Here is a 14,347-nt window from a genome sequence, read left to right as displayed (position 1 = left end):
CGTATATATTCTTATCTTTTTAGAAAGGACGATGCTCATATGGCGGCAACTCCGGTCCGCGGGCGATTCGCCCCTACGCCTTCCGGCGAAATGCATATCGGCAACGCATGGACAGCTCTGCTGTCATGGCTGCAGATCCGCCGCTCGAATGGACGGTATATCCTCCGCATGGAAGATATCGACAAGCCCCGTTCGAAACCCCAATACGCGCAGCAGGCTTTGGACGATTTGCGCTGGCTTGGGCTCGATTGGGACGAAGGACCGGATATCGGCGGACCGTGCGCGCCTTACACGCAAAGCGAAAGACTCCCTTTCTATGAAGAAGCGCTGCGCAGATTGGAGAACAAAGGGCTGCTCTATCCATGTTATTGCAGCCGTGCCGAGCTGCTTGCCGTGGCCGCCGCTCCGCACGGACTGGCCTCCGAAGGACCCGCTTATCCCGGGACATGCCGGTATCTTACCGAAGAGGAACGATTGGTAAAAGCAGCTGCAAAAACTCCGTCATTGCGGTTCAAAATCTCCGGAGAACCGGTCTCGTTCGTAGACGGAGCGGCAGGCCCTGTCCGCTTCCCCCCAGGCGCCGGCGGCGATTTCGTCGTTCAACGGGCGGACGGCATTATCAGCTATCAGCTCGCCGTCGTCGTGGACGATGCGGCGATGGGCATAACGGATGTGCTGCGCGGCTACGATCTGATGGATTCCACGACCCGGCAGCTAATGCTGTACGAAGCTTTGGACTTGCCGGCTCCACGCTTCGCCCACGTCCCGCTGTTTATCGGAACGGACGGGAAGCGGCTCGCCAAGCGCCACGGCGACCTTTCCATCGCCGCGCTGCGTAAGCGGGGCGCCAAGCCCGAGCAAGTCGCCGGTTGGCTCGCCGCCCGCGCAGGGTTAAATCCGGAGAAAGAGCCCATCTCGCCTTCGCAGCTGGTTGAACGGTTCGATCTCGGAAAGCTGCCTAAGGAACCTGTTGTGATTACGGAAAAAAATGTCGCCGAGCTGCATTCCTTCGGTGAATAGAGAGGATGTTCAATCATGACGATCAAACGCGCCATCGAGCTTCGTCAAGCCGGAAACGGCGAGGAAGCGAAACAATTGCTGTCGGCGTTACATAACGACAATCCGGGGAACGCCGAGATTCTCTACCAGCTCGCCTGGACTTGCGATTCGCTTGGGCTGGAGCGGGAAGCGGTGCCGTATTACGAGGAAGCGATCCGAATCGGCTTGCCGGAGGAAGACGAACGCGGAGCTTTGCTCGGTCTCGGCAGCACATACCGGACGCTTGGCCGTTACGAAGATGCCGACGCCTTGTTCCGCAAAGCAAGAGCGAAATATCCGGAGCGCCGCGAATTTCGCGTTTTCCATGCGATGGCGCTTTACAACCTGGGCGATCATGCCGAAGCCATGAAGCTGCTTCTTGCCGAAATCGCCGAAACGAGCGGCGACCCCGGAATAACGGACTACAAACGGGCCATCGCCTTCTACTCGGACAAACTGGATCAAATTTGGAACTGAACGGGGAATTCATTCATGACAACGCAAACGGTCATTCAAACGGAACAACTAAAACTGAATCTTCTGGACGAGTCCTATGCCGGGCAAGTTCTCGATTTTTTCACCCGCAACAAAGACCATCTCCGGCAATGGGAACCGCTGCGCACGCCGGAATATTACACCGTAGAGCATCAGTCCCGAATGCTTCGGAACCATAAGCGGAAAATCGAGGACGGCCAAATGTTTCAAGTATGGATGTTCAAAAAAGAAGATGAAGACGACGAAACGATCATCGGCTGCATCACTCTCGAAAATATCGAACGGGGCCCGTTTCTCTCCTGCCGTCTCGGTTACCGGATGGATTTCGAGGAGCGCAACAAGGGCTACATGACCGAAGCGCTGCGGGCCGTTATCCGCTATGCGTTCGACGGACTGGACCTGCATCGGATCGAAGCGGCCGTCATGCCGCTTAACCTGCCGTCGCTCCGCGTCGTTCAGAAGCTTGGCTTCCAACAGGAAGGGGTCTCGCGCAACTATTTGAAAATTAACGGCGAATGGGAAGACCATACCCGCTGGGCGCTGCTTAACGACCGGCTGTAGCCCGCACCGCCATCGCGGCATCCGCCTCGGCGGCTTCGCAGTTCCGGACGCCGCCTCTTCCCGCATAGCCGATGCGCTCTAAAATATGACCGGCGATCTTCGCCGTTTCATCTCGTCCGAACAATCGAATCCCGGAAGCCGTCTCCTTGGCCACCCGCTCCGCGTCCAATTCCGGCCAAAGGACGACCGCATCAAGGTTGTCCAGCTCCCCGAGCAGCTTCAAATCCTCTTCCGTCCGGGCCATGAACAGCTTCGGATAAGCGGCATGCTTAAACCCTTCGACCAGCACGATCGCATCCGCCGGCGCCATCGCCGCCAGCTGCTCCAGCTCCGTCGCTTCCTTCTGCAAAATGGCGGTTTGCAGCCGCGACGTAATGGCCGTCCAGCATGCGCCCGCCTGCTGATGCTTCCAAGTATCGCTGCCGGAACGGTCGATTTGAAAATGATGGGCGTCATGCTTGATCGTCGCCGCCGGCAGACCCTGAATGCTCCATAAGGCGACCAGCCGGCAGACGAGGCTTGTTTTCCCGGTGTTTTTGTAGCCCGTAATTTGATAAACGTAAGGCTCGCGTTCCTGAATTCGTTCCATCGTTCTCTCCCCTTCCTTAAACCTTCGACATTAGGCATACTAGCCGCCGGGGCTCAGGCGAACAGCCGACGATAGTCCTCCGGCGTGTTAATGTTCGTCACGAAGCGGCAATCGACTCCTTCCCGTGCAAATTGCTCCTCCGTCACCCGTATGACGCGGACACGCTCCAGCAACGCATGCATGCGGTAATCGCCGGCCGCAAGGCAGCTGCCGGCCGCTTCCGCGCAATCGGCGCGATACACCGCCTGCAGCGGATGCAGCCGGCCGCCGACGAGCGGGACGGCCGCTTGCGCGTCTGAGGCCCGGAGCGCCTCGGCCATGACCGAAGCGGCCTTCGCCGAAGCGAAAGGCATATCGCATGCGGATACCCATACAAGTCCGAGCTTCGACCGTTCTAACGCCGCATGCAGCGCGCCAAGCGGACCGCAATCCGGCTGCGGATCGATATAGAATTCGGCGTTCAGCCCCGCATACGGAGCGGCTTGCTTGATATCCGCGACGGCGATCGCGACCGTGCCGCACGCGCGCCTCATTTGAGACGCGATCGTTTCGGCAATCGGCACACCGCCTACGAGCAAGCTCCCTTTCGCCGTTCCGGCCATCCGTCTCGCTTGGCCTCCGGCCAATATGAGTCCTTCCAGCCCATAACCGGCGCCGGCTATCCTTACCTCCGTCCGTTCCATCCTGTCTGCCTCCTTCCGAAACGCACGATTCCCTGCAAGCAATCCCGATCGTTTGGCAATCCGAGCTGTCTCCGGCTCTTTACCGTTACAACGGCCGGACCGCAACCGCGCTTGCTTTAAAATCCGGCATCCGGCAGAACGGGTCCAGCTTCGGATTCGTCGCCAGATTCACGTTCTGCATGCCGCCCCAATGCATCGCCGAAAAGACGGTATCCTCCCGGATGTCCGGACGGTACCGGCAGCGGACGACAAAAGCGCCGCGCTTCGAGCGCACCTCGACAAGCGCTCCGTCCTCAATCCCGTACCGGCGCGCCGTGCCCGGATGGATTTCGAGCGAATTGACCATCTCGCGGGCGGCGAGCCTTGGGCTGCGGCGCGTCTGCACTCCGGTCAAATAATGCGGCAGCAGCCGGCCGTTCGTTAGAATAAGCGGATAATCGTCGCATGCCTGTTCGGCGGCGGGCTGCAGCACCGGCTCGGCGAATACGGCTCGGCCGTCGGCGTGCGCGAACTTATCCGCAAACAGCCGCGGCGTGCCGGGATGATTCTCGTCCGGGCACGGCCAATAGACGCCTTCCTCCCTGCGCAGCCTCTCGTACGTGATGCCGTAATAATCGGCCGCTCCGCCCCGGCTTGCCGCCCGCAGCTCGTTGAAGATCGCCTCCGCGGAATCAAACGAAAAATACGGCGCTTTATCCAGCCTCGACGCAAGCTCGCACAAGATTTGCCAGTCGTGCCGCGCTTCTCCCGGCGCCGGCCGCCCCGCTTCGCGGAGCAGGACGCGGCCTTCCAGATTGGTCAACGTCCCTTCGTTCTCGAGATAGGACGTTACCGGCAAGACGACGTCGGCCATTGCCGCCGTTTCGGACATGAACATATCGGCCACCACGAGAAAATCGAGCCGCTTCAACCCTTCTTCGACGAAGCCGGCCTGCGGGTTGGAAACGACCGGATTGGAGCCCATGACGAACAAGGAGCGGATATCCCGCTTATGAACGAGCTCCATCATTTCATACGCCGAGACGCCTTTGCCCGGAAGCTCCTCCGCCGGAACGCCCCAAACGGCGGCCACGGCGGCGCGGTCCCGCTCGTTTTCGATCAGCCGGTAGCCGGGGAGCTGATCGGCCTTTTGCCCGTGCTCCCGTCCCCCTTGGCCGTTGCCCTGGCCGGTAACCGCGCCGTAACCGCATCCTTCCCGTCCGATCTTGCCGCATACGAGCGCCATGTTCAAATAATTGCGCACCGCCATATGGCCGTCCGCATGCTGCTCCACGCCGCGCGCCGTGAAAATCATGCCGGTCTCCGCCAGCGCGTAGGCGGCGGCTGCCTTGCGGATGTCTCTCAGCTCGACACCCGTAACCTTCGCGCAATCGTCAAGCCGGAGCTCTCCAAGCTTCTCCTTCATGTGCTCGAACCCATTGGTCCGCTCCCGAATAAACGCTTCGTCGATCCATCCTTCGTCCACGATCATTTTCAGCATCGCGCTGACCAGAACCGCGTCCGTTCCCGGCTTCACCTTCAAATGCAAATCCGCCAGCTCCGCCGTTGCCGTCTCGCGCGGATCGATGACGATCATAAACGCGCCGTTATCCCGCGCTTTCGTGAAGTAAGGCATGAGCGTCGGCTGGCATTCCGCAATGTTCGTTCCCGCCAAAATAATGCATTTCGCCAGCGGAATTTCATCCAGTCGATTCGTTAAGCCCCTGTCGACGCCAAACGTCTTCACGCCGGCCGAAGCCGCCGCCGACATGCAGAACCTCCCGTTATAATCGATGTAACGCGTCCCGAGCGCAATTCGGGCGAATTTTCCGAGCAGATAGGCGCTTTCGTTCGTCAGCGACCCGCCGCCGTATACGCCGACGGCGTCGTTCCCGTTCTCCTCGCGGATCGCCTGCCACCGGGAAACGATTCGATCCAGCGCTTCCTCCCAACTCGCCCGGACGAAGCGCCCGTTCGACTTGACCATCGGCGTAAGCAGCCGCTCCGGGCTTTCCGCATGCTGGATGGCATTCATCCCCTTGACGCACAGCCGCCCTTCCGACGCCGCGTTCATTCGGCCTTCCGTTATATAATCCATTGCCCCTGCAGCCGCTCCGGGCTGCGGCTTTACGGTCATTTTGCATTGAACGCTGCAGAACGGGCATTGCGTATCCATGCTTTCCGCCTTCCAATCAAGCTTCATGTACGACACTCCTCTCCGATAATGCCGCGCCGTCTTCCGGGCCGGAACCGTCGCCTGAAGAGTCGGCATTCTCCCATTTGCGGAGCCTGCCTTCCAGCCGAAGCGAAAGCTCCCCGCGAATCCCGGCATCCAGCAGCCGTTCCCGAACCGCGGTCAATCCGGTACGCTCCAGCCACTTCCAGACCGGCTCTCCCCAATACGCGGTATCCCTGTACCATTCCAGACAAGCAAAAGCGAACTCCAGCGCCTGCTCCGCCGATAAAGCAAAACCGATCAATTCCGCTTGCCTTACCGGCAGCTCGTCGAAGCCTCCGGCATAGACCTCCCAGCCGGCGGGCGTTCCGGCAATGCCGACCGAGCTGACCGGCACGCCGGCTTGCAGCCGGGGCGAGGCCGATACGGCCGCCGTCGTCCGCGCGGGCCAAGAGAGCCGCCCGACGGCGGCACGCAGCCGGTCGGCCGTTTCGCGCGCGGCCTGTTCCGCTTCAGCTGCAAGCGAAGCCCGGACGGCTAGCTGCGGCTCGCCGAGGCTTTCCTCGCCGGCCAGCGGACCTCCCGGGCCGTCAGCCGACGACTGCAGCGACAAGTAATAGCCCGCGGCGCTGCGGCAAACCGGGCAGCCAAGCGGCGGCATCGTTCCGCTTATGTCCAGCACGGCCGCTTTGAACTCGCTCGGGGTCAGGCTGCTGCACCGGCATACCGGCATCGCCTTTTCTCTGCTTGATGAGCCGCCCTCCCGCACCGCCAGCCGAATGACCGACTCGACGACCGGCCTGCAGCCGCCGCAGGAGCCCGACGCTTTCGTCCTCTCTTTGACTTCGTCCGCAGTCTTTAACCCTTCGTTGCAAACGGCGTCGACGATGACCGATTTGCAAACGCCGTTGCAGGAGCAGACGATGTCCGAATCGGACAGCCGCTCGGCCGCTTCCGCAACGGCTCCGTTCTCCGCCTTGCGCAGCAGCAGCGCTTCGGCGTCGGTGCCGCGCTTCACATGCGCCACCCACTCGCTTGACTCCGAAATGTCGCCGTACAGAATGGCTCCCGTTATTTTGCCGCCGGACATGACCACCTTTTTGTACGTTCCGCGCAGCGCGTCATACGACTGATAGGCGGTTTCGCCGTCCCCTTGCTGGATATTCCCCGCCGAAAAAACGTCGATGCCGGAAATTTTCAGCTGCGCCGACGGGACCGATCCCCGGTATGGCTCGGTTTTCATGCCGCTTAACACGCGGGCCAGCACTTTGCCCTGCTCGTATAGCGGGGCGACCAGCCCGTACGCGATACCTCGGTGCTCGGCACACTCGCCGACGGCGTAAATATCCGGAACGTTCGTCTGCAAATAGTCGTTCACGATAAAGGCATGATTGACGGCAAGCCGGGTCCCTTCCGCGAGCTCGATGCGCGGCTTGATCCCGACGGCCAGCACGACCAAGCCGGCGTCGAGCGACGTTCCGTCGGTAAAACGGAGCCCATCCGCCCGCGTAAAGCCCGTAATCCGCTCGGTACGTTTGCCAAGCAGGAACCGCATTCCCTGACGCTCCAGCTCGGATTGCAGCATTTCCGCCGGAATCCGGTCCAGCTGCCGGTTCATAATATACGGCGCGTTATGGACAACTGTCGTTTCCATGCCGAGATGGAGCAGCCCCCGCGCCGCCTCCAGGCCCAGCAGCCCGCCGCCGATTACGGCCGCCCTGCGGTGCTTGCCCGCCGCCTCCATCAGCCGCTCGCAATCCTCGACGCTGCGGAAGACGCTCACCCCTTTTTTCTCCGCACCGGGAATGGGCGGGATAAAAGCCGCGGAGCCGGTCGCCAGAATAAGCCGATCGTAAGGCCATGCCGTGCCGTCGGACGTTTCCACCCGCTTGCCGGCCGTATCTATGCGGGTCGCCGTGACGCCGGTCAGGAGCCGGATGCCGTTTTTCTCATACCAGCTCCAATCGTTAATGACAATGTCTTCGATCGAACAATTTCCTTGCAACACCTTGGAGAGCATGACCCGGTTATAGTTGGGATGGGGTTCGCTCCCGATAATCGTAATCTCGTACAGGTCCGGCGCCAGCCGAAGCAGTTCCTCGACGCATTTCACTCCGGCCATGCCGTTCCCGATCACGAGCAGCTTTAATTTGGACATCGTTTCAAATCCTCCTGTCGATAAGCTTGCTGGACAACGGATGCTATCCGCCGCGGTTCAGCAGCACCGCTTGTATCGCGGAGCCTGCCGAAGCCCCGCGGCTGCCTGCCGGGATAACGGCGAAAGCGTCCGTATGCGCGAACGCCGCAATATTGCCCGCTTTGTCGCGGCCAAGCGGCGTTATCTTCACCAGTCCGTCCGAGAACGATAAGGAAGAGCGGACGTATCGGGTCAGCGGACAAGGCTTGGCGACCTCCTCCGTCAAAATGCCGGTAACGATTCGGTTGTCGTATTGAAGCCGGCCGGACGCTTTCCTGACAATAGGGGCGACAAGCAGCTCCAACCCCGCGTAACAAGCCGACGGATTCCCCGACAGGCAGACGATCAAGCCGTTCCGGCTTGTGAAAGCCGACGTAGGCTTCCCGGGGCGCATCAATACTTTCCGGAATAAAGGAACGCCGCCTGCCCGAACCGCCGCCTCCGCTGCATAGTCGTGGGCGCCTACCGAGACGCCGCCGGTCGTGATGACAATATCGGCCAGCTCCATCGCCGACCGGATCGCCTCCTCGATCGCTTGCGGACGGTCGGGAATCGGACGAAAGCGGACGACCTCCGCTCCAAGCTCCATCAAGCGAGCTTCCGCCATAAAGCCGTTCGCGTCATAGATTTGCTCATTTCCTCTCGCCAGACCCGGCACGGCCAGCTCGTCTCCTACGGGCAATACGGCCATGCGCGGCTTTACGCGGACGGCAATCCGGTTCGATCCGTAAGAAGCGAGAATCGCGACTTCCTTGGCGCCGATCACAACCCCTTCGTCAAGCGCAAGGGTTCTCGCTTCCATATCCTCGCCGGCAAGCGCGACATGCTCCCCCCGCCGGCAAGGCCGCACAAGCTTGATGAATTCCGGCTCCGTTCCATCGGAGGGGCCGTTCGGCACCGCTTCCTGCATCAGAACGGTATCGTATCCTTCCGGCATTACCGCTCCCGTAAAGATGCGGACCGCTTGCATCGGCTTCTCGGCTCCGGGCAGCGGATCGCCCGTTCCCGGCAATCGCCGCCCGCAAACGTTCAGCACCGCCGGGCTCGCTTCGGATGCGGACAGCGTTTCATCCGCCCTCACCGCATAGCCGTCCATGGCCGCCCGGCAGAAGGGAGGCATCGGAAAAGGCGTATAAAACGGGTATGCCAACGTTCTCCCGATCGCTTCCGTCAAGGAGACCGTCTCCGTCCGCCCGGCATGCACATGGCCGCATAACGCATGAACCGCTTCTTCGACGCGGGCGCCGCGCAACAGAGTTAGTTGATCCAGAGACATGATCTCCCGCCTTCTTTCTATAAGCAAATAAGTTTAACTGGACCGCATACCGGCCGATTAAAGCATAAAAACCCGTCCCTGTACGTACAGGAAACGGGCTTCTTCGCCGAAAATCGGCACGCCGTTGTGCCGGTCGTATTTGATTTTATAGTTGAGCAAGCTCGTTCAAAGTTCTCAAAAGTTTATAGAGCTTTAAACCTTTCACCTTATATAGAGGCCTTTCATTCAACGCCAAACGGTTCGTCCTCAACGGGGAGGACAAATTTCTTCCGTTCGTATAGTTCGACTATAGTACTGCTCGGCGTTTATGTCAATATAAATAACATAAGAAAAATGACAATATGACGAAATCAACCGATATACCCATCTTCGCCATTTAATTTAAAAATTTTTGCGTAAGGTTAGTTGACATCATATGGAGCTGCCCTCTATAATTCAGCTAGAGTTCACAAAGCAGTGAACGTTCGGCGCGACAACGATGTAGCGCCATCGGCAGCGAGGCCGCGGTTTGTCCATCTTTAACGGGCGAATTGCGGCTTTTTTGTTTTACAACATACAGGAGTTGCAGGGGAGCCTAGAAAGACATTTTTTGAAGGGAGAAGATTAGAATGGAACAAAAAAGCTTTTGGAAAAGCGGGCATAAGCCCTCCTTGTTCAGTGCGTTTCTTTATTTCGACTTTAGCTTTATGGTATGGGTGCTGCTCGGATCGCTCGCCGTCATTATCGCCGGAGACTATGAGATGAGCCCCGCTCAAAAAGCGAACCTCGTGGCGCTGCCGGTGCTCGGCGGCTCGATTCTCCGGCTCGTGTTCGGTTTCCTGACCGACTATATCGGTCCGAAACGCACGGGCCAGATCGGAATGCTCGTTACGATGGTTCCGCTCGTATGGGGCTGGAGGTTCGTGGACTCGCTTGGCGATTTGTACATCGTTGCGCTGCTTCTTGGCGTAGCGGGAGCGTCGTTTGCGGCCGCTCTGCCGCTCGCCAGCCGCTGGTACCCGCCGCAATATCAAGGGCTTGCGATGGGCATTGCCGGCGCCGGCAACAGCGGAACCGTGATTTCCACCCTGTTCGCCAACCGGCTTGCGCAGCATTACGGCAGCTGGGAAGTCGTGTTCGGACTGGCGATCATTCCGATTGCCGTCGCGCTGATCGTGTTTACCGTTTTCGCCAAGGAAAGCCCGAACCGCCCGGCGCCCAAAAAGCTATCCGAGTACGCCGGCATTTTGAAACAGCGCGACGCTTGGCTGTTCTGCATTATGTACAGCGTGACGTTCGGCGGATTCGTCGGTCTGTCCAACTACTTGACGATCTTCTTCAACCAGCAGTACGGACTTTCCGCCGTACAGGCGGCTGACTTTACGACCTTCTGCGTCATCGCGGGGAGCTTCTTCCGGCCGGTCGGAGGTTACCTGTCCGACCGGATCGGCGGCATCCGCATGCTCATTATCCTGTATGCGGCGGCGGGCATCATGTTTGCCCTTGTATCGTCCATTCCGCCGCAATATGTCGTGCTTGGCCTGCTGTTCATCGCCATGATGTGCCTCGGAATGGGCAACGGCTCGGTATTCCAGCTTGTGCCGCAGCGTTTCGGCAACGAAATCGGCCTGATGACCGGCATCGTTGGCGCAGCCGGAGGCATCGGCGGATATTTGCTGCCGATTATTCTGGGCAACGTCTATCAGCAGACCGGATCTTACACGCCGGGCTTCCTGATTTTGAGCGCCATTGCCTTGCTGTGCGTCGTCATGATGTTTGTCGTGCAAGGCCAATGGAAAACAAAATGGCTTGCCCAAGGCGGCAAAGCCCGCGTGCAAGCCTAAAAGCGTCAGTTTAGTTAACATGAGTTCTCGTGCTGCGTTCGCGCCGCCTCGTATACGGCTTCGTATACAAGGCGGCCGATTGCGTTTCCGATCGTTGTCGCCCCGCCGGCATACGGGTGTACGGCTTGATAACGGCCGCTCGAGCGCGTTCCGAGCACAACGGCGTCGGTCGTCGTGCCGGTTGCCGCCTTTCCGGTCGTCTCGTCCCGGATCCCCAGATCCCGCAGCGCGGCCGATTTCGCCTCGGTTATCGTTATAATGCCGTTTACTATCGCCCCATCCGTCATGTGGCCGTCGATCAGGACGATAATATTGATCGTTCCCGGCGAATAGGCCGAGAACGTCTCGCGCCAGCTGCCCGCTGAAGCGGCGTTGCTCGTACCGGCGGTCGCGCAGCAGACGGCCGCGAATTGACCTCCCTCCTCCTCTTGCAGCGAAGCATGCGTCAGCTTGGCCGCCGTCAACAAAGCTGCCGTTCTTTCCGGGTCATAATTCCACTTTCGAAGCTGGGCGACCGTATCGGCAACCGGGTCCAGACATTGATAATGCAGCGGAACTTTCCAGTTGACGATGCGGTCGGCGGCCGCATATCCGCCCAGATGAACGGCGCTGCTCAAAATACGCATCGGCGAAGGAGATGCAGCTTCGATCCGGTCAGGCAGCAGGCTGAACCGGACGTCTTCCATACAGTGCGGTGCGTAAACGCGTTCTCCCCGGCGAAATGGCTGGCTCAATCGCGTTCCTCCTTCCGCCCGAGCAGCCCGTATATGTACTCCATGTTCAAATGTTTCCGCGCATGCTCCGCCAATCGGTCGAACGCTTCCTCTCTTCGGTCATGGTAACGGCAACCGACAGGCAGCGCGGATAAGCCTTTCGCTTGGCGCAGCTCGTTCAGCCAGCCGCGGCGAAACTCGTCGTTGTTCATGACGCCGTGCATGAACGTCCCCCATACTTTGCCGTCGGGCGAGCGCACCCCTTCCTCGTACAAGCTGCTTTCTCCGCTTGCAACGATCGCTTTTAACCGGAACGGATGCAGCGCCGGCGCTTCGAACTCCGCATCCCCCATATGGATCTCATACCCTTCCACGGGGGCTTCGCCATACAAAGAAGTTGTCCCGGATACCCGCACCGTCCGTTTCCGTTCGGCGAACCGGATATGAAACGGAAACAATCCAAGTCCTTCCGCTTCGCCGCGGTCCGACTCGACGCCAAGCGGATCTAGCAGCTTGCGGCCCATCATTTCGTAACCGCCGCATATGCCGGCCAAGAAGCCCCCGTCTTCCGCATGCCGCTTAATGCGGGCGGCCAATCCGCTCGTCCGCAGCCACTCCAGATCTTCTACCGTGTTTTTGCTGCCGGGAATAATGACCGCATCGGGACATCCCCATGCTTCCCCGCTGCCGACAAACCGCACCTTGACGTCCGGTTCGGCGCGAAGCGGGTCGATGTCGGTAAAGTTGGAGATTCGCGGCAGCCGGATGACGGCAATATCGAGAAAGCCATCCAGCTTTGCGGCGGTTTCCTCATCCTGCTCGTCGGCCGTTCGCCGGTTGTCCAGAGACAACGAATCCTCGTCCTCCAAATCGAGACGGGGCATATAGGGCAGCACGCCGATAACCGGCTTCCCGGTCCGGACTTCGAGCCAATCCAGGCCGGGCTGAAGCAAAGCCGGGTCGCCTCTGAACTTGTTGATGACAAAGCCGACCACACGCTCCCGCTCCTCCGGCTCAAGCAGCTCCATCGTGCCGACGATCGACGCGAACACGCCGCCGCGGTCGATGTCGGCGACAAGAATTACGGGAGCGTCCGCCCAACCGGCCATGCGCATGTTGACGATGTCCCGGTCCTTCAGATTGATCTCGGCCGGGCTCCCCGCTCCTTCGAGCACGACGACGTCATAAGCGGACCGGAGCCGGTCCAGCGCTTCGCAAACGATCCGTTCGGCCGTCGGCAAATAGCGTTCCCGGTATTCGCGCGCGTCGTAATCCCGCAGCGGCTTGCCGTGCACGACGACTTGGGACGCCATCTCCCGTACGGGCTTCAGCAATATCGGGTTCATATCGGTCGTCGCCAATATGCCGCAAGCATCCGCCTGCATCCCTTGCGCCCGGCCGATCTCGCGGCCGTCCCAGGTGACGTAGGAATTCAGCGACATATTTTGCGATTTAAACGGCGCGACCCGCCATCCGTCCTGCTTGAATATGCGGCACAACGCCGCGGTAATAATGCTTTTGCCGACATCGGACGCCGTTCCTTGCACCATGATCGTTTTTCCTCGAGGGACACTCGTATTTAAACTGCTCATCCCGCGCGCACGTCCTTCCTTTGTCAGAATGAATGGCTTGTCCGTACGAATGGCTTGCCCGTCTCTAAGCGATGAGCCAAAGCTGCGTTTCCTATATCAACCTTATAGGCCGAAGCTCAGGATAAATATTAGAGAAAAAGGCGCAAACATTCTCCGAGCGCAGCCGCCAGCCTATCGTTGTGCTCCCGCAGCTTGACGGCAAACCGGCAGTAGCGGCCGTCCAGACCGTCAAAACGGGAAGCGTCGCGTATAAGCACGCCCCGCCGCCCCATTTCCCGCTGCAAGCTGGCCGCCGTCAGCCCTTCCGCTTCCGGCAGACGGGCAAGCAAATAATTGGCGTCGCTCGGATAAACATGCATCCCGAGCTGCTTCAGTTTACCGGCGAGCCGCGGCTTTTCCCGCTGCAGCCAGCGATGCGTCTCCGCGGCGAACGCCGCGTCGTCCAGCACCGCTTCGCCGATCCGCTGCGCAAGCGAGTTGACGCTCCATGGAATTTGCAGCCCGCGCAAACGGTCAAGCCCCGCAGGAGAGCCCACCATGTATCCAAGCCGGATTCCGGGAACGGCATAAAACTTCGTCATCGAACGGATGACGAACAAATTCGGCCGTACGGCGGCTTCTCGGATTAACGTGTATCGTTCTTCATCGGGAACGAAATCGATAAACGCCTCGTCGACGATAACGATGCCGCCACGCTCCGCCAGCTTTAAAATAAGCGAAGGGTCGGCAAGCCTGCCGGTCGGATTATTCGGCGAGCCGATAAACAGCATGTCGGCCGAGCTTGCCGATTCCGCTTCGGCGAAAGCTCTCTCGTCCAGCGTAAAATCCGACTCCGGCCGAAGCGGGACCGGAATAATTCGCCCGCCGGCTTTTCGTACGGCGTCCGCATATTCGCCGAAGGACGGCATAGGCAGCGCCACCGTCCCGGGACGAAACGCCCTTACGGCCAAGTCGATCAGCTCGGCGGCGCCGTTGCCGGCCAGGATCGCCTCCTCGCTTATGCCGTAGCGGGCCGCCAGCTTCGCTCTCAGCCTTCTGACGGCCGGATCGGGATAAGCCGCAATCCGTTCCGCATATCGGACCAGCTCCCGGCGAACCGCTTCGGGCGGACCAAGCGGATTCATGTTCGAGCTGAAGTCGACGAACTCGTCTTCTTGGCGGCCGTACGCCTCGGCCGCCGTTGTCAAATCTCCCCCGTGCCCGTAACGCTCCAGCATGAGGCACA

12 protein-coding genes are annotated in these 14,347 nt (G+C 59.8%); 4 read left to right on the top strand and 8 right to left on the bottom strand.

Annotated elements, in window-relative coordinates:
• The first annotated feature begins 39 nt into the window (after positions 1-39).
• The 3 genes from gluQRS to ACFSW5_RS19180 are packed head-to-tail and all read left to right on the top strand — an operon-like array spanning position 40 to position 2,094.
• A complete protein-coding gene (gluQRS, locus tag ACFSW5_RS19190; RefSeq protein ID WP_379276591.1) occupies positions 40-1,020 on the top strand; it encodes a tRNA glutamyl-Q(34) synthetase GluQRS in 981 nt (326 codons plus the stop codon).
• Positions 1,021-1,035: 15 nt separating this feature from the next.
• Positions 1,036-1,515 carry a tetratricopeptide repeat protein gene (locus ACFSW5_RS19185; protein ID WP_379276588.1) on the top strand — a complete coding sequence of 160 codons (480 nt, stop codon included), beginning with the start codon at positions 1,036-1,038 and terminating at the stop codon, positions 1,513-1,515.
• 15 nt (positions 1,516-1,530) lie between these two features.
• Positions 1,531-2,094, top strand: a complete 564-nt coding sequence (locus ACFSW5_RS19180) for a GNAT family N-acetyltransferase (protein WP_379276586.1) — start codon at positions 1,531-1,533, stop codon at positions 2,092-2,094.
• Here ACFSW5_RS19180 and mobB read toward each other — a convergent pair.
• The 5 genes from mobB to ACFSW5_RS19155 all read right to left on the bottom strand — a co-directional run bounded on the left by mobB (position 2,078) and on the right by ACFSW5_RS19155 (position 8,994).
• A complete protein-coding gene (mobB, locus tag ACFSW5_RS19175) occupies positions 2,078-2,683 on the bottom strand; it encodes a molybdopterin-guanine dinucleotide biosynthesis protein B (protein WP_379276584.1) in 606 nt (201 codons plus the stop codon). The genes ACFSW5_RS19180 and mobB overlap by 17 nt on opposite strands.
• Positions 2,684-2,736: 53 nt before the next feature.
• Positions 2,737-3,366 carry a molybdenum cofactor guanylyltransferase gene (gene mobA, locus ACFSW5_RS19170; protein ID WP_379276582.1) on the bottom strand — a complete coding sequence of 210 codons (630 nt, stop codon included), beginning with the start codon at positions 3,364-3,366 and terminating at the stop codon, positions 2,737-2,739.
• An 85-nt stretch (positions 3,367-3,451) separates the two neighbouring features.
• The gene (gene nasC, locus ACFSW5_RS19165; protein WP_379276580.1) at positions 3,452-5,548 is read right to left on the bottom strand and encodes an assimilatory nitrate reductase catalytic subunit NasC; all 2,097 of its coding nucleotides are present in this window, start codon (positions 5,546-5,548) and stop codon (positions 3,452-3,454) included.
• On the bottom strand, positions 5,538-7,679 hold the full coding sequence (locus tag ACFSW5_RS19160) for an FAD-dependent oxidoreductase (protein ID WP_379276577.1): 2,142 nt from the start codon (positions 7,677-7,679) through the stop codon (positions 5,538-5,540). Before ACFSW5_RS19160 ends, nasC begins: the two co-directional genes overlap by 11 nt.
• A 43-nt stretch (positions 7,680-7,722) precedes the next feature.
• Positions 7,723-8,994, bottom strand: coding sequence for a molybdopterin molybdotransferase MoeA (locus tag ACFSW5_RS19155; protein WP_379276575.1), 1,272 nt, complete (start codon positions 8,992-8,994; stop codon positions 7,723-7,725).
• Between the two features lie 608 nt (positions 8,995-9,602).
• Here ACFSW5_RS19155 and ACFSW5_RS19150 point away from each other — a divergent pair.
• The gene (locus ACFSW5_RS19150) at positions 9,603-10,817 is read left to right on the top strand and encodes a nitrate/nitrite transporter (RefSeq protein WP_379276572.1); all 1,215 of its coding nucleotides are present in this window, start codon (positions 9,603-9,605) and stop codon (positions 10,815-10,817) included.
• A 14-nt stretch (positions 10,818-10,831) separates the two neighbouring features.
• Here the strand turns inward: ACFSW5_RS19150 and ACFSW5_RS19145 are convergent, their stop codons facing one another.
• The 3 genes from ACFSW5_RS19145 to cobD form a co-directional block, all read right to left on the bottom strand.
• Positions 10,832-11,551, bottom strand: a complete 720-nt coding sequence (locus tag ACFSW5_RS19145) for an adenosylcobinamide amidohydrolase (RefSeq protein WP_379276570.1) — start codon at positions 11,549-11,551, stop codon at positions 10,832-10,834.
• The gene (locus ACFSW5_RS19140) at positions 11,548-13,080 is read right to left on the bottom strand and encodes a cobyric acid synthase (RefSeq protein ID WP_379276568.1); all 1,533 of its coding nucleotides are present in this window, start codon (positions 13,078-13,080) and stop codon (positions 11,548-11,550) included. The genes ACFSW5_RS19145 and ACFSW5_RS19140 overlap by 4 nt, the downstream gene beginning before the upstream one ends.
• Positions 13,081-13,250: 170 nt before the next feature.
• Complete coding sequence (cobD, locus tag ACFSW5_RS19135) at positions 13,251-14,339, bottom strand: threonine-phosphate decarboxylase CobD (protein ID WP_379276566.1); 1,089 nt, start codon at positions 14,337-14,339, stop codon at positions 13,251-13,253.
• Positions 14,340-14,347 lie beyond the last annotated feature (8 nt).

The sequence above is a fragment of the Paenibacillus thailandensis genome, assembly GCF_042685365.1.
Taxonomy (GTDB): domain Bacteria; phylum Bacillota; class Bacilli; order Paenibacillales; family Paenibacillaceae; genus Paenibacillus_AP; species Paenibacillus_AP thailandensis.
The sequence above is the reverse complement of the archived record's forward strand: the minus strand, read 5'-3'. Positions and strand labels throughout refer to the sequence as shown.

Bases quoted from the DNA above. Each gene is read 5' to 3' on its own strand.
- ACFSW5_RS19185 (WP_379276588.1), top strand. From the start codon at position 1,036: ATGACGATCAAACGCGCCATCGAGCTTCGTCAAGCCGGAAACGGCGAG.
- ACFSW5_RS19150 (WP_379276572.1), top strand. From the start codon at position 9,603: ATGGAACAAAAAAGCTTTTGGAAAAGCGGGCATAAGCCCTCCTTGTTC.
- ACFSW5_RS19155 (WP_379276575.1), bottom strand. From the start codon at position 8,994: ATGTCTCTGGATCAACTAACTCTGTTGCGCGGCGCCCGCGTCGAAGAA.
- ACFSW5_RS19180 (WP_379276586.1), top strand. From the start codon at position 1,531: ATGACAACGCAAACGGTCATTCAAACGGAACAACTAAAACTGAATCTT.
- cobD (WP_379276566.1), bottom strand. From the start codon at position 14,339: ATGCTGGAGCGTTACGGGCACGGGGGAGATTTGACAACGGCGGCCGAG.
- gluQRS (WP_379276591.1), top strand. From the start codon at position 40: ATGGCGGCAACTCCGGTCCGCGGGCGATTCGCCCCTACGCCTTCCGGC.
- mobB (WP_379276584.1), bottom strand. From the start codon at position 2,683: ATGGAACGAATTCAGGAACGCGAGCCTTACGTTTATCAAATTACGGGC.
- ACFSW5_RS19160 (WP_379276577.1), bottom strand. From the start codon at position 7,679: ATGTCCAAATTAAAGCTGCTCGTGATCGGGAACGGCATGGCCGGAGTG.
- nasC (WP_379276580.1), bottom strand. From the start codon at position 5,548: ATGAAGCTTGATTGGAAGGCGGAAAGCATGGATACGCAATGCCCGTTC.
- ACFSW5_RS19140 (WP_379276568.1), bottom strand. From the start codon at position 13,080: ATGGTGCAAGGAACGGCGTCCGATGTCGGCAAAAGCATTATTACCGCG.
- mobA (WP_379276582.1), bottom strand. From the start codon at position 3,366: ATGGAACGGACGGAGGTAAGGATAGCCGGCGCCGGTTATGGGCTGGAA.